General features: G+C 74.9%; 11 protein-coding genes. 4 read left to right on the forward strand and 7 right to left on the reverse strand.

Annotated features, from left to right (window positions below; all coding sequences use genetic code 11):
• Window positions 1-83 precede the first annotated feature (83 nt).
• The 3 genes from ACZ66Z_RS19280 to ACZ66Z_RS19290 form a co-directional block, all read right to left on the reverse strand.
• Window positions 84-614, reverse strand: coding sequence for a GNAT family N-acetyltransferase (locus ACZ66Z_RS19280; RefSeq protein WP_469935426.1), 531 nt, complete (start codon window positions 612-614; stop codon window positions 84-86).
• Between the two features lie 59 nt (window positions 615-673).
• A complete protein-coding gene (locus tag ACZ66Z_RS19285) occupies window positions 674-1,885 on the reverse strand; it encodes a threonine synthase (protein WP_469935428.1) in 1,212 nt (403 codons plus the stop codon).
• A gap of 89 nt (window positions 1,886-1,974) precedes the next feature.
• On the reverse strand, window positions 1,975-3,267 hold the full coding sequence (locus ACZ66Z_RS19290) for a hypothetical protein (RefSeq protein ID WP_469935430.1): 1,293 nt from the start codon (window positions 3,265-3,267) through the stop codon (window positions 1,975-1,977).
• Between the two features lie 467 nt (window positions 3,268-3,734).
• Here ACZ66Z_RS19290 and ACZ66Z_RS19295 point away from each other — a divergent pair, with 467 nt between their 5' ends.
• Complete coding sequence (locus tag ACZ66Z_RS19295; protein ID WP_469935432.1) at window positions 3,735-5,213, forward strand: PP2C family protein-serine/threonine phosphatase; 1,479 nt, start codon at window positions 3,735-3,737, stop codon at window positions 5,211-5,213.
• 213 nt (window positions 5,214-5,426) lie between these two features.
• On the opposite strand, the gene ACZ66Z_RS19300 is transcribed toward ACZ66Z_RS19295, so the two are convergent.
• Window positions 5,427-6,917 carry a DNA-binding protein NsdB gene (locus ACZ66Z_RS19300; protein WP_469935434.1) on the reverse strand — a complete coding sequence of 497 codons (1,491 nt, stop codon included), beginning with the start codon at window positions 6,915-6,917 and terminating at the stop codon, window positions 5,427-5,429.
• A 233-nt stretch (window positions 6,918-7,150) separates the two neighbouring features.
• On the opposite strand from ACZ66Z_RS19300, the gene ACZ66Z_RS19305 reads away from it, so the two are divergent.
• From ACZ66Z_RS19305 to ACZ66Z_RS19315, 3 genes are all read left to right on the forward strand, one after another.
• Entirely contained in the window at window positions 7,151-8,284 is a 1,134-nt protein-coding gene (locus ACZ66Z_RS19305) for an aminoglycoside phosphotransferase family protein (RefSeq protein WP_469935436.1), read from the forward strand.
• A gap of 340 nt (window positions 8,285-8,624) precedes the next feature.
• Window positions 8,625-10,556, forward strand: coding sequence for an N-acetylmuramoyl-L-alanine amidase (locus tag ACZ66Z_RS19310; RefSeq protein WP_469935438.1), 1,932 nt, complete (start codon window positions 8,625-8,627; stop codon window positions 10,554-10,556).
• A gap of 159 nt (window positions 10,557-10,715) precedes the next feature.
• Window positions 10,716-12,914: a terpene synthase family protein gene (locus ACZ66Z_RS19315; protein WP_469935439.1), complete on the forward strand. Its 2,199-nt coding sequence runs from the start codon at window positions 10,716-10,718 to the stop codon at window positions 12,912-12,914.
• Window positions 12,915-13,017: 103 nt separating this feature from the next.
• Here ACZ66Z_RS19315 and ACZ66Z_RS19320 read toward each other — a convergent pair whose 3' ends face one another.
• From ACZ66Z_RS19320 to ACZ66Z_RS19330, 3 genes are all read right to left on the reverse strand, one after another.
• Window positions 13,018-13,383: an RNA-binding S4 domain-containing protein gene (locus ACZ66Z_RS19320; protein ID WP_030688986.1), complete on the reverse strand. Its 366-nt coding sequence runs from the start codon at window positions 13,381-13,383 to the stop codon at window positions 13,018-13,020.
• A gap of 14 nt (window positions 13,384-13,397) precedes the next feature.
• A complete protein-coding gene (locus ACZ66Z_RS19325; protein ID WP_030688984.1) occupies window positions 13,398-13,898 on the reverse strand; it encodes a hypothetical protein in 501 nt (166 codons plus the stop codon).
• A 343-nt stretch (window positions 13,899-14,241) separates the two neighbouring features.
• Window positions 14,242-14,688, reverse strand: a complete 447-nt coding sequence (locus ACZ66Z_RS19330) for an ACT domain-containing protein (RefSeq protein WP_469935442.1) — start codon at window positions 14,686-14,688, stop codon at window positions 14,242-14,244.
• Window positions 14,689-14,700 lie beyond the last annotated feature (12 nt).

Raw genomic sequence — 14,700 nt, forward strand, 5'->3', positions numbered from 1 at the left:
GACACGGACGCCCTGGTGGACGGTCCGCAGATCGTACGGGGCGCCGGGCGCGGGTGAGCGGCCCGGTGGGGGCCCGGCGGTCCTCAAGCGCACCGCCGGTAGAGCACCTGGCGGGCCTCCCACTCCACGAAGGACTCCGCGTGCTCGAAGCCGAGGGCCTCCAGGAGCCGCCGCGAGGGGGCGTTCGCCTCCTGCGTGAGCGCGACCACGCTCGGCGCGCCCTCCAGGACCAGGCCGACGACCGCGTCGACCGCCTCGCGCGCGTACCCCCGTCCCCAGTGCTCCGGCAGGAACTGGTACGAGACCTCCGTCTCCCCGTTCCGCGCGCCGTCCTCCACCGTGACCAGACCCACGAGGACGTCGTCCTCGGCCCTGACGACGGCGTGGCAGCCGGGCGCCCCCACGATCCGCCGCTGCCGGATCCGGACGACCGCGTCGATGACGGGGCCGCCGAGGTGGTGCCGCACCCGGGGGTCGGTCCACAGCCGCGTCACGTCCGGCACGTCACCGCTCCGGACGGGCCGCAGGACCAGCCGCTCGGTGGCGAGCGGTGCCCGCCCTGCCGGGGCGGGGGAACCGACCGGGGAGGACGCCGGGGGCGGGACGGTGGCCATGCCCCCATCATCGCAGCACGGCGGGGCCCACCGGCACCCCGGCCGACGCGGCACGCCGGTCAGCGCGGCTCGCCGTCCACGGCGGCCGTCAGGGCGGCCTTGATCGGCTCCCAGTCCGGCGCCGTCGGCGCGAAGGACTCCTTCGCCGTCGCGATGTCCTTGTAACCGCTGGAGGTGACCACGCACACCACCGGGCCGTCGGCCTCGCGTCCCCCGTGGGCGCGGAGCGCGGCGAGCCCGGCGGCGGAGGACGTCTCGCACCAGATGCCCTGGGCCGCCAACTCCGCCCGTGCGGAAGCCATCTGACCGTCGGTCACCGTGCGGGCCGCTCCCCCGGTCGTCCGTACGGCGAGGACGCCCCGGTAGCTGTTGACCTCGCAGTCGATGGCGTACGCGGCGGTCGGCCCGACGGGGACGCGGGCGACGGGTCGACCCGTCCGCAGGGCCTCGGTGAGGGCGCCGGCCGCGGCGGGTTCGGCCGCGTGCACGCGGGGGACGGATCCGGTGACGCCGAGCCGCGCGAGCTCCTGGAAGCCCTTGGCCACGCCGAAGAGCAACTCGCCGTAGCCCGTGGGGAGGTACACCTCCGCCGGAGCGCGCCCGAGACCGAGCGCGAGCTCGTACGCGAGGGTCTTGTAGCCCTCGGGCCCGAAGGGGTGCCCGGTGTGGGCGGTGTCCGTGACGCTGCTGACGCTCTGGAAGCCGAGCTCGTCGACGATGCGGCGCATCAGCGGGCGCACCGACTCGAACGGGACGGTCAGCACCGTCGCCCCGTACGCGCGCAGGTGGGAGGCGACGGCGGGCGGGGCGGACGGGGAGGTGAAGACGGCGCACGGGAGTCCGGCCCGGGCCGCGTAGGCGGCGGCCGCCGCACCGTGGTTGCCGGACGAGGAGACGACGATGCCCCGGGCCCCCGAGGCGACGGCGGCGCTGACGGCGACCCGGTTGAGCCGGTCCTTGTGGCTCCAGGTGGGGTTGCGGGACTCGTCCTTGATCCAGACGCCGTCGGGGAGTTCGACCAGGGGCGTGTTGCCCTCGCCCAGGCCGGGCGCGGCGAGGGGCGGGAGCAGCGGGGCCCACCGTTCGAGGCCGTGGGCGGCCGGTCGGGCGAACAGGTCGGCGGGGACCCGGTCGTAGGCGTAGTCGATGTCGAGGGGGTACGCGACGTCCTCGGTCGAGGTGACGGGGCAGCCCCGGGTGAGCGGCGGCCACAGCGGGTGGCGTACGGACGGATCGGCGAGCGAGCGCTGGACGGTGGCGAGCGAGGTCACGCGGCGGCCTTTCGGGGACGGGGATCTCGGACGGTCGTGCGTACGGAGGCGTGCGGGGGCGGGCCGCCGCTCGCTCCTGTCCGGCCGCGTCAGCCCATGCGGCGGGTGAGGGCGGCCAGTGCGCCGGGCCGGCGGCCCGGGACCCGTCGGCGGAGGTCGACCAGGACGGGGCCGAGGGCGCGGGCGCGGGCGGGGTCGCCGATCTGCTCCCACTGGTGGTGGGCCCGGTCGACGGCCCCTTCGACGTCGGGGTCGTCCGTCCGCTGGCCCAGCCCGAGCCGGGCCTCGGCGGCGGCGAGCCAGAGTTCGCAGCTGCGGGCCGGTTCCCCGGCCAGACGGGCGAGGTCGGCCCGCACCTCCGTCCAGTGCACGGCCTCCCTCGACCGGGGCCCGTGGCGGCGCAGGGCCTCGCTCTCCCAGGCCGCCGCCACCGCGGCCGCCTCCCCGTGCCGCCCGGCCATGGCGGCGGCGAGGATCGCGGGGTGCGGGTCCTGCACGGCCGCCGGTCCGCCCGCACCGGCGGACACGGGCGCCGGAGGCGTCACGGGCAGGGGTGCGGGGCGGGTCACGGTCACGGGCAGGGGTGCGGCCGCCGGGGCGGGTGCGGGGCGGGTCGTCGCGGGGGGTGTCGGGCGCGTCGCGGGAACGGGCGTCGGGCCCGCCGCGGGAGCGGATCCCGGGAGGACCGCGGAAACGGGGGCCGGGCTCCTCGCGGGCACGGGTGCCGGTGGAGGCGCGAGCCCGGGCGTGAGGAAGACCGGTGCCGGTGCGGGTGCCACCGCCACCGCCCGCGCAGCGGCCTCGGCGTGCGCCGCGGACGGCGTCAACCGGGCTCCGGAGCGCCAGAGTTCGGCCCAGGCCCGCAGGTATGCGGGGGTCGTGGGCTCGCCCCTGCGCGGGGCGGGCACCACGCGCGCGTGGAGGAGGGGGCCGGGCCCCAGGTGCAGCAGCCCCGGCGCGGCGGCGAGGCGCTGCCAGACGTCCTGGTCGGCCGCGAGGTCCGCGACGACGGTCGTGGTGCCGGGCGGCCGGGAGCCGAGTTCGCCGGCGAGCCAGTGCCAGGGCAGCGCGGTGTAGCGGAGGGTCGCCGGCGTGGTGCGGGCGAGGGCGAGGTGGGGCAGCTGCTGGCGGCGGTCGAGGTGGAGCTGGCCCGCCAGGCAGACGACCAGGGGCCCGGGGCTCGCGGCCGCCGCGCGGAGGCGGGTGAGCACGGTCTGCGGGTCGAGCGGATCGGCGAGTTCGACGACCGTGGCGGCCGTGGTGCCGGTGAGGACCCCGGGCGGTACGGCGGCGAGCGCCGGCAGCACCGAAGCGGCGTCCATCGCACGGCCCCGGCCGGCGGGCGCGGCCGCGAGCAGGACGGCGGTGCCGACCGCACTCACGACCGCCGCACCCGCTTCCGTACGCACATCCGTACGCACGTCTGCACGCGCGTCCGTGCGCGCGCCCGAACCGTCTGCCGGCGCACCCCCATCGCCCCCCGCCGAGCCCCGCCCGTCCGGCACGGCGCCCACGCCGGTACCGGCACCCGCGCCCGGCCTCCGGGGGTCGGGGGCGAGGCTTCCCGGAGCTCCCGCGTCCGTCTCCGTACGCACGTCCGAACCTCCCGCGACCACCCCGCCCGCGACCGTCGCCCCCGCGCCCACCGTGCCGTTTCCGCCGTCGTTCACCACCCCAGCACCGTAACGGGTCCCGCCCTGTCCGATAATCGCCGGGCCTTTGGCATATGACAGAAGCACCACCGGATCGAGTGTTGCCGAATCCCTTACGGGCCGTCCCGGGCTGTGCCACAGTCGTCTCCGGGCCTCCTTCCCCACCTGGCCGCGCCGCGCCTGTATCGGAGTACGACATGCCGTCCCCTCTGTTCGCGGACCGCCCCGCCCAGCCGCCGGAGCCGGGCGCGGTGGACGCGCTGATCTCGCAGACCCGCCGCCTGCGCGGCGAGGTGGACGCCGTCCGCCGGGACTCCGTGGCGGACGAGGACGACCCCCGACAGCGGTGGCAGCGAGCCCTGTGCGACCTGGCGGTCCATCAACTCGACGACTTGGGCGCCCAGTTGGGTCAGCTCCGGGCCGGAGTCCCGGCGAGCGCGGACCCCGAGGGCTGCCACGAGGAGGCCGTCGCCGACACCGCGCTCGCGACCGACCCCGGCACGGCGTACGGCGTGGCCGCCCCGCCCCGGACCGGCTCGCTGCTCTCCCGGGTCGGCAGCGCCGAGTGGAACCTGCTCACCGATGAGGTCAGCTGGTCCGAGGAGCTGTTCCAGATCTTCGGACGGCTCCCCGAGAGCGGCCCGATGTCGCTCGACGAGATGCCCACGATGGTCTTCGCCGAGGACCAGCCCGTCCTCCAGGGCATGGTGACGGACTGCCTGATCGACGGGAAGCCGATCGACGGCGAGTTCCGGATCGTACGGACGGACGGCCGGGTGCGCACGGTCCACATGACCGGTGAACCCGTGCTCGACACCGACGGCTGCACCGCCTCCATGTGGGCCGTCCTGCGCGACGTCAGCGAGCTGCGGCGCAGCGAGCGGGCGGTCCGCGAGAGCCGGGACAGCCTGGAGCGCAGCCGCCACGTCGAGCTCACCGAGCGGCGGGTCGCCGTCGAGCTGCAGGAGGCGGTCCTCCCGCCCTGGCGCGGCTCGCTCCGCTTCGCCCACGACGGCCCCGCCCCGCTCGACGTGGCCGCGCACTACCTGCCGGCCGCCAGCACCGGCCTGATCGGCGGCGACTGGTACGACGCGCTCGCCCTGCCCGACGGGGACGCGCTGCTGACCGTCGGCGACCTGACGGGCCACGGGGTCGCCGCGACCTCCTCCATGGCCATGCTCCTCGGCGCGCTGCGCGGCATGGCCGTCGCCGGCATCCGGCCCGCCGCGCTGATGGGCCACCTCAACCAGCTCCTGGAGACCTCCGTACAGCCCGCGCTCGGCAGCGCGATGTGCTGCCGCTACGACCCGGTGGCCCAGACCCTGGTCTGGGCGCAGGCCGGCCACCCCGCCCCGCTGCTCTTCCGCGACGGGACGGGGTACGCCCTCCGGCGGCCCGAGGGCGTGCTGCTCGGGGCGACGACCGGCGGCGCCTACGGCGAGGCCGAGACCCGGCTGCTCCCGGGCGACCTGCTGGTCCTGCACACCGACGGGCTGACCCGCGGCGGCGGCACGGACGACGACGCGGGCGCGCGACGGCTGCTCGCCCTCGGCCCCCGGCTCGCGGAGGCGCGGGACGCCCAGGACGGCGTGCGCGCGGTGGTGGAGGAGTTCGGCGAGGAGCCGCGCGAGGACGACGCCTGCGTGATGGTGGTCCGGGTCGCCCGCCGGGGCTGAGGCCACCCGCGCCGGAACCGGGAACCGGTGCCACCCGTCGACGAGCCCTTCCCGAGCCTCTCCGTGACGCAGGGGCCTCTCCGTGACGCACGGCCTCCCCGTGACGCATGGCCTCTCCGTGACGCACGGTGAAGAACGTCCCCCGGGCCTCCCCGTCCCGCACGGTGACGAGAGCCCTTCCCGAGTCCCTCCGTGCCCGCCGGACGGGGAGGCTCAGACCTGCCCCGCCCTGGGGCGGTTGACGGGCGACCTGGGGAGGGCCAGTTCGATCTCCTCGCGCAGGGTCTCGATCCTGGAGTAGCCCGCGTACTGGCCGGTGAGCCGGTACATCTCCCGCAACCGGTCCCAGGTCCGGTGGGACGAGGTGTCCCCCATGGACATGAGGGCGAGCCGGGCGTACCGGTCGGCCTGCTCCGGGTCGTCGGCGATGAAGCAGGCCGAGGCGAGCGAGATGTGGTCGAAGAGCTTCGACCGCTCGTGCCCGCCGTGCCGCAGTTCGATGGCGAGCTTGGCGTGGCGCTGCGCGGGGATCGCCGCGGCCGGGTCGTGCTCGGCGAGGGTGCGGTAGGCGAGGGCCTGCATGCCGTGCATGTCGGCCTCGTCGAAGTTCTGCATCCAGCTCGGCTTCTCCTCGCCCGTGTCGGAGACGAAGAGGTCCTCGGCCTCGCCGAGGGTCCGCCGCATGGCCTGTCCCCGTCCCATCGAGGCCTGCGCCCAGGCCTCGATGGTGTGGAACATGGCCTGCGTGCGGGGCAGCACCCGCTCGCCCGAGCCCGCCTTGGCGAGCTTCATCAGGTCGAGGGCGTCGTCGGGCCGGCCCAGGTGCACCATCTGGCGGGCGGCCCGGGACAGCGCCTCGCCGGCCCGGGGCCGGTCGCCGCCCTCGCGGGCCGCGTGGGCGGCGATGACGAAGTACTTCTGCGCCGTCGGTTCGAGGCCGACGTCGTGGGACATCCAGCCGGCGAGGACGGCGAGGTTGGCGGCGACGCCCCACAGGCGCCGCTGGAGGTGGTCGGCGTGGCGGTAGGCGAGCATGCCGCCCACCTCGTTGAGCTGGCCCACGACCGCCTTGCGCTGGAGGCCGCCGCCCCGGGAGGCGTCCCAGGCGCGGAACACCACCACGGAGTGCTCCAGGGCCTCGATCTCCTCCGACCCGATGGGGGCGGCCTCGTAGCGGTCGAACCCGGCGGGGTCGGCATGGAGGGGATCGGTGGCCCGCGGAGCGACGCCCTTGCGTGCGGGGTCGGTCTGCAGCCAGTCGTGCATGGCGTTGCTGAGTACGGAGCCGGCGGCAAGCGCGGCACCCGCGCCCACCAGGCCGCGTCGGTTGAGCATGAGGTCCATTCCCGTGAATTCGGTGAGGACCGCCGCCGCACGATCGGGTGGCCAGGGCAATCCGTCAGGGTTCTCCGTCTTCCTGACGTCCTGCTTCTTTCCGGCACGCCCGTGTCGTACGAACCCGAGGTCCTCGATGGTCACGACACGGCCGAGTCGCTCGGTGAACAGTGCTGCCAGCACCCGGGGGACGGGATCGCGCGGGGTCTCGCCCCGGTCGATCCACCGCCGCACCCGCGAGGTGTCGGTCGCCAGCTGGGGGTGGCCCATGGCCGCCGCCTGCCGGTTGACGAGCCTCGCGAGTTCGCCCTTGGACCAGCCGGCCAGGCCGAACAGGTCTGCCAGGCGGGTGTTGGTTTGTCCGGTCACGTCTAAGCCCCCAGGTTCTCGGCTGAGTTGACAGTAGCCCTCTGTCATAGGCCTGGCGACAATTCGCCAGGGTTCGCCAGGGTGCGCTGGATGTTCCGCCACCCGCGCCCGGGTGTCAGGTAGGAACGCGCCACCCCGCCCCGCCGACCGGCCCTCATTCCCCAGGGTGCGGACCGGGGGCGGGCGGGGCGACGCACGCAATTCGTCGGCGCACGAAGGGATCTGTCACCTCCATGTACACAGCATCGTCCTCCGTGTCCGCCCCGCCCCGGCCGCAGCACCGCATCGTCCCGGCAGGCGCCGGCCCGTACCTCGCCCCCGCCCCCGCGCCCCAGGCCGTCAGGCCGAGGCGCTGGGCGGCCGGCACCGGTACCCAGCCGGTCAGCGGGAGAATCGATCTGTCCGGCCCCCAGGGGGCGCAGCTGAAGACGGCGATCGCGTCGGTCCACCGGATCTGCCCGGAGTTCAACCCGGTGCAGGTGCTGCGGCGCAGCGGCCGTTCCGTACTGATCGTCGGCACGACCGGGCGGGCGACGGTGGTCGCGAAGTGTTTACTGGACCACTCCCCCGCCTGGGTCGAGCGGTTCCGGCACGAGATAGCTTCCTACCGCTCCTTCGTCCGGCACCGTCCTCCGGTGCGGGCGCCGCGGCTGATCGCCGCGGACCCGGAGAACTGCACGCTGGTGATCGAGCGGATGCCCGGACGGGCGGCGGCGCTCTCGCGCCACCCCGTCGAGGCTCCGCCGCGGGCCGACGTGCGGGCCGCGCTCGGCGCGATCGCCCGGCTCAACGCCTGGCGGCCGCCGGCCGGGACCTTCGACGCGCCGCTGGACTACGGCGCCCGGATCGCCCGGTACCACGAGCTCGGGCTCTTCACGGACCGGGACCGGGACGACCTGCAGAAGCTGCTGCACGGTCTGGCGCACGCGGGCGGCCGTCAGGGCATGGGTCAGTTCTGTCACGGCGACGCCCTGCTCTCCAACATCCTGCTCTCCCCCGCCGGGCCGGTGCTCGTCGACTGGGAGCACGCGGGCTGGTACCTGCCCGGTTACGACCTGGCGACCCTGTGGGCGGTGCTCGGTGACGCGCCGCTGGCCCGGCGCCAGGTCAGCGGGCTCGCCCAGCAGGCGGGCCCGGCCTCCCGGGACGCCTTCCTGGTGAACCTGATGATCGTGCTGACGCGGGAGATCCGCACCTACGAGACGGCGGTGCAGCGCACCATGAAGGAGGCCCCGCCGGCCGGTTCGGTGCCGGTGCCCTCGGGGGCGCTCGCGCCCGGCGAGGAACAGCGGCTGCTGCTGAGGCGGCTGCACGACGACTGCGCCATGGCACGGCGGGCCGTGCGCGCGGCGGTCGGGACGCGCTGAAGGGCGGTCCGGCCGACCACACGGGGGTGGTGCGCCGCGTCCCGGTGCCGACACACCGGGACGCGGCGCACCGGCTTGTCCGCGCCCCTCCGCGAGGTCCTTCATTGGTCCACTCCGGTGACGCGCCCCAGGCCCGGGACCCGTCTCCGCGAAACTCCGCCACATGGCCTCCATTTCCGCCCTGACGTGGGAACTTCCTTTCTCGCAGGCGTGATTGACGGGACGTCCGGGAGCCGATACCCCTGTACGGGTTCGGCCCCGCACGCCCCCGTGTCATCCCCTGCCCCTGGAGGCTGCCTTGCCCCGTCCCGCGTCGCGCAGACGTCCTTCGCCGATCCGTGTGCCGGGGGCGGTGGGGGCCCTGGCGTCCGCCGCCCTGCTGCTCCCCCTGCTGTCCGCCGCCCCGCCCGCCGGCGCCGACGTGCCCGAGGCGGGTGTCCTGCAGGGGCAGTTCGCCCGGGCGGCGGGGCGTCACGGCGTGCCCGAGAGCGTGCTGCTCGCCGTCTCGTACCTGCAGTCGCGGTGGGACACCCACGGCGGTGCGCCCAGCGTGACCGGCGGCTACGGGCCGATGCACCTGACGGACGCGGTGACGGCGCTGGCCCGGTCCGTCCCGCACCACTCGGAGGGCGGGGAGGACGCCCGGGGCGACTCCGCCCGTCCGGTCCGCACCGGCGGAGACGTCCCGGTGCCCGCGCCCGAGCGGCTGCCGGAGGGGCTGCGGACCCTGGAGCGGGCGTCCGCGCTGTCCGGGATCCCGGCCGAGGAGCTGCGCACGGTGCCGGCCGCGAACATCGAGGGCGGGGCGGCGCTGCTCGCGGCGGCGCAGCGCGAGGCCGGCCTACCGGCGAGCGTGGACCCGGCCGACTGGTACGGGGCGGTGGCGCGCTACTCGGGCGCGGACGACTCGGCGACGGCGACGGCGTACGCGAACGACGTGTTCGACGTGATCCGGACCGGGGAGACGCGGACCACGGACAGCGGACAGGTGGTGTCGCTGCCGGCCGCCCCGGCCGTCGCGCCCGAGACCGGTCAGGTGGCGGCCCTGGGCCTCCGCCGGCCGGCCGCCGGGCCCGTGGAGTGCCCGTCGTCGGTGGCCTGCGAGTGGGTCCCGGCGCCGTACGAGGAGTTCGGCGACGGCGACTACGGCAACCACGACAAGGCGAACCGGCCCGCCTCCCAGTCGATCGACTACATCGTGATCCACGACACCGAGGCCGACTGGAGGACCACCCTGAAGCTGGTGCAGGACCCGACCTACGTGTCCTGGCAGTACTCGCTGCGCTCCTCCGACGGGCACATCGCCCAGCACGTGCCGCTGAAGGACGTGGCCTGGCACGCGGGGAACTGGTTCGTGAACGCCAAGTCGGTGGGCCTGGAGCACGAGGGCTTCCTGACCTCGCCGGACTCCTGGTACACGGAGGCGATGTACCGGACGTCGGCGCGCCTGGTGCGGTACGTCGCCGCGCGGTACGACATCCCGCTGGACCGGCAGCACGTCCTGGGCCACGACAACGTGCCGGGCACGACGGCGTCCACGATCAAGAGCATGCACACGGACCCGGGGCCGTACTGGGACTGGGCGCACTACTTCCGGCTGCTCGGTCGTCCGATCACCCCGAGCGCCGGTCCGCACGCGGGCGTGGTGACGGTCCGGCCCGACTACGCGTCCCACCAGCCGGTCTACACGGGCTGTGCGACGGCGGGGCAGGCGTGCGTGCCGCACGGCAGCGGGGCGGTGCGGCTGCACACCGCGCCGAGCGCCGACGCGCCCCTGGTGAAGGACGTCGGTCTGCGGCCGGGCGGTCAGGACTCCACGACCGGGGTCAACGACACGGGGGCGCGGGCCTCGACCGGGCAGAGCTTCGCGGTGGCGGAGCGGCGGGGGGACTGGACGGCGGTCTGGTACCTCGGGCAGAAGGCGTGGTTCCTCAACCCGGCGAAGGAGCCGACGGCGGTGAACGCGCGCGGTCGGGTCCTGACGCCCCGGGAGGGGTTGGCGGAGGTGCCGGTGTACGGGCGGGCGTATCCGGAGGCCTCGGCGTATCCGGCGGGCGTACCGGTGCAGTCGGTGTCGCCGCTGCCGTACAAGCTGCTCGCGGGCCAGCGGTACGTGGTGGGGGGCCGCACGCCGGGCGAGTACTACTTCGCTCCGGTGTTCGACCCCAGCGGGCACACCGTGGTCCGGGGCCAGGAGGACTACTACGAGATCCAGTTCGGCCATCGAGTGGCCTTTGTGAAGGCCGCTGACGTGCGGGTTTCCCAGGGCTGACGGAGGTCTGGCCGAAAGGTGCGGGGTGGTGCCGACCGTGGGGTCCGGCACCACCCCTTGGCCGTTCATACGACTATTCAGGAGGTCGCGTGCGCCGCCCGGGGGACGGGTAAGGCTGGGCCGGTCACCACCCCAGCCCACCGGAAGGCCCCCCAGGAAATGCCTCAGCCCTTCGTTATGCCGGATTTCTATGTTCCGCATCCGGCACGGCTCAATCCCCACGTGGAGGTCGCCCGCACGCACACGCGTGACTGGGCGCGGGAGATGGGGATGCTGGAGGGCTCGGGGGTCTGGGAGGAGCACGACCTCGCGTCCCACGACTACGCGCTGCTCTGCTCGTACACCCACCCCGACTGCGACGAGGAGGCGCTGAACCTCGTCACCGACTGGTACACCTGGGTCTTCTTCTTCGACGACCACTTCCTGGAGGTCTTCAAGCGCACCCAGGACCGGGCCGGCAGCAAGGCGTACCTCGACCGGCTCCCGTTGTTCATGCCGGCGGACCCGGCGACCGGCATGCCCGAGCCGGCCAACCCCGTCGAGGCGGGCCTCGCCGACCTCTGGCGGCGGACGGTCCCGGCGATGTCCGAGGGCTGGCGGGTGCGGTTCGCGGAGGCGACGGAGCACCTGCTGTACGAGTCCCTGTGGGAGCTCGACAACATCAACGACGGACGGGTCGCCAACCCCCTGGAGTACATCGAGATGCGCCGCAAGGTGGGCGGCGCGCCCTGGTCGGCCGGTCTCGTGGAGTACGCGGCGGGGGCCGAGGTGCCCGCCCGGGTGGCGCGCTCCCGGCCGCTGCGGGTGCTCAGGGACGCCTTCTCGGACGCCGTGCACCTGCGCAACGACCTCTTCTCCTACCAGCGGGAGGTGGAGGAGGAGGGCGAGAACAGCAACGGCGTCCTCGTCCTGGAGCGGTTCCTCGGCTGCACGACGCAGGAGGCGGCGAACGCCGTCAACGACCTGCTGACCTCGCGGGTCCAGCAGTTCGAGAACACCGCGCTCACCGAAGTGCCGCTGCTCGCCGCCGAGAAGGGGCTGAGCCCGGCCGAGTGCGCGGCGGTCGCGGCGTACGCGAAGGGGCTCCAGGACTGGCAGTCCGGCGGTCACGAGTGGCACATGCGCTCCAGCCGCTACATGAACGAGGGCATGGTCGCGGGGCCCTCGCGGCTCGACGGGGTCCTGGGCACCTCCGCGCTCGACGTCCGGACCCTGTTCGGACGGCCGGCGGCGGCCCGGCACCGGGCGTTCACGCACGTGCCGCACCAGCACGTGGGGCCCTCGCTGCTGCCCGAGTTCGAGCTGCCGTACCCGCTCACGCTCAACCCCCACCACCAGGAGGCCGCGCGGCACACGGTGGACTGGGCCGAGCGGACGGGCCTCCTCGACGACCTCTGGGACCGGCCGATGGCGGAGGGCTTCGACCTCGCGCTGTGCGCGGCGGGCCTCGATCCGGACGCCTCCCCGGACGAACTGAAGCTCAGCGCCGACTGGCTGACCTGGGGAACCTACGCGGACGACTACTACCCTGCCGTCTTCGGGCGGACGGGCGGCCTGGCCGGCGCGAAGGAGCAGACCGACCGGCTCAAGGCGTGCATGCCGCTCGACGAGCCCGCGGCCGGCGCGGCGCACGCGGCGAACCCCCTGGAGCGCGCGCTCGCCGACGTCTGGGAGCGGACCGCCGCCACGACGGCGCCCTCGGCGCTGGCGCAGCTGCGGGCCTCGCTCGACCTGATGCTCGACAGCTGGATGTGGGAGATGCACAACGTGGTGCAGCACCGGGTGCCCGACCCGGTCGACTACGTCGAGATGCGGCGCAGCACCTTCGGCTCCGAGCTGACCACGCTGCTGTGCCGGCTGCGGCAGGAGGGGACGCTGCCGCCGGAGCTGTTCCGGTCGGGGACGGTGCGCAGCCTGGAGAACGCGGTCATGGACTACGGGGCGCTCGTCAACGACCTCTTCTCGTACCAGAAGGAGGTCGAGGTCGAGGGCGAGGTGCACAACGGCGTCCTGGTGCTCCAGAAGTTCTTCGACTGCGACTACCCGACCGCGGTGTCGATGGTCGACGACCTGATGCGGGGGCGGCTGCGCCAGTACGAGAACCTGAAGCAGCGCGAGGTCCCCCTGCTGTACGAGGAGTTCGGGCTCGACGCGACGGGACGGGAGGCCTTCGAGGCGTACCTGCGGGAGCTGGAGGACTGGCTCGCGGGCGTCCTCAACTGGCACCGGAAGGTGCGGCGTTACGGCGCGGAGGACGTACGGGCGGGCAGCGGCGGCGCCCTGCTGCGGCGCGGGCCGAGGGGGCTCGGCACCTCGGCGGCGCGGATCTCCGAGCTGCTCGGCGCGGGGCCCCGCTGACGCGTGCCGAAGGCCTCCGGGAGGGTCCCGGAGGCCTTCGGGTCCGGCCGGATCGGGGGCGCGCTCGTCAGCGCGCCCCGGGGGCACCCGTCGCCGGTCCGCCTCAGGGGCGCCGGCCGCGCAGTTCGTCGAGTTCGCGGCGCTCGCGCTTGGTGGGACGCCCCGCGCCCCGGTCGCGCACGGCGGCGACGGCGACGTGTTCGCGCGGCGGCGGGGGCGGGCTGTTGTCCACGTACGCCTCGACGGCGACCGGCGGGCCGACCCGCTTGGTGTGGAGCTCCTTGATCTCGACGATCCGCTCCCGGCCGCCGTGGAAGATCCGGACCTCGTCGCCGGGCTTCACGGCCTGGGCGGGCTTGACCCGCTCGCCGTTGACCTTGACGTGTCCGGCGCGGCAGGCGGCCGCGGCCTGGGAGCGGGTCTTGGTGAGGCGGACCGCCCAGATCCAGGCGTCGACGCGCGCGCTCATCGGCCCCGCCCCCGTCAGCCCTGCTGGAACAGCTCGGCGGGCAGCGGCTTGAGCAGCGCGTACAGGTCGTCGGTGATCGGCCGGTCCCAACTGGCGATCGTCACGAGGACGTTGTCGCTGCGGTCGAACTGGACGCAGGAGATGCGGCTCTCGGAGAGCTTGAGGCGGCGGACGATGAGGAGGTTGTCGCCCTGCATGACGGGCATGTCCTCGGTGTCGAGGACCTCGACCGGCTCGTCGTTCTCCAGGGCGGCCAGGAGCTGCGCCACCTCGAAGGGGATCTGGCCGTCGGCGAGCTCACGCGCCGGGGAGCCCTCGGGGAGGTTGCCGATGATCATCGCGGGTCCGCGGCCGCCGAACAGGTCGTAGCGGAGGAACACGCCCTGACAGGAGCCGTCGGGGGCGGGCAGCAGGCCGGCGCCCAGATTGCCGGGCCAGTCCCCCGGGTCCATGGCCAGGACGTCGAAGTCCGGGCCCGCGGGGGTGGCGGCGCTGCGGCGGCGGAGGAAGGACATACGGCCATGGTACGTGCCCCGGCGCACGACGCGACGCGCCGGGCGCCGCCCCGGGGCGTCGCCGCTCGCCGGGCCGTCGGTCCTCCGCCCCGCCGGCCCGGGCGGGGCGGCCCGGACCGGCCCGTGCACCGCGGGTGACCGGCCGGACCGGCCGGCGGACCCCTCCGGGAGCTTCACGCACACGGCGGCCCGGAGGTTCCGGCGGTCACGGAGAGCGTCCGTTCGACCCCGGGAGGTCGGCGGGGACGGCGACGTCGCCGGGATCGCCCCGTGGCGGCCCCGGCGAGGACGACCGGGTCCGCAGGCCCCGTGCGCGGGGCGGGGCCTGCGGGACCGGTCGCGCTCATGCGACCGAATCGTCGACAGGGCCGACCGCCGGGTCTGCGGCCGGGTCGGCCGACCGGCGCGAGAGCCGGTTCAGGAGGTCCAACGCCCGCCCCGCGCGGTCGTGTTCGACGAAGAGGTGGTCGTGGTGGAACCCGGCCACCACGTTGCAGCTCAGGCCCTCGGCGGCGAGCTCGCCCGCGACGGCCGCCGTGAGTCCGACGGCGTCGAGCGCGGAGTGCACCCGGAGCGTGATCCGGCCGGCCACGTAGTCGTACGGGAGGCCGGCGGCGTCCGCCTCCTCCTGCCGTACGACGAGGGTGAGGCCCTCGGGTTCGGCGACGGTGACGACGGGGGCGACCCCGGCCGGGGCGGGGCCGTCCACCGTGGTGAAGACGTAGCGGCCGGGGTCGAGTTCCGGGCGCATCCCGGCGAGGAGCCGGGTGAGGTCACGTTCCGCGTTCATGCGGGCCAGGGT

The organism is Streptomyces sp. NPDC107498, from assembly GCF_055582805.1.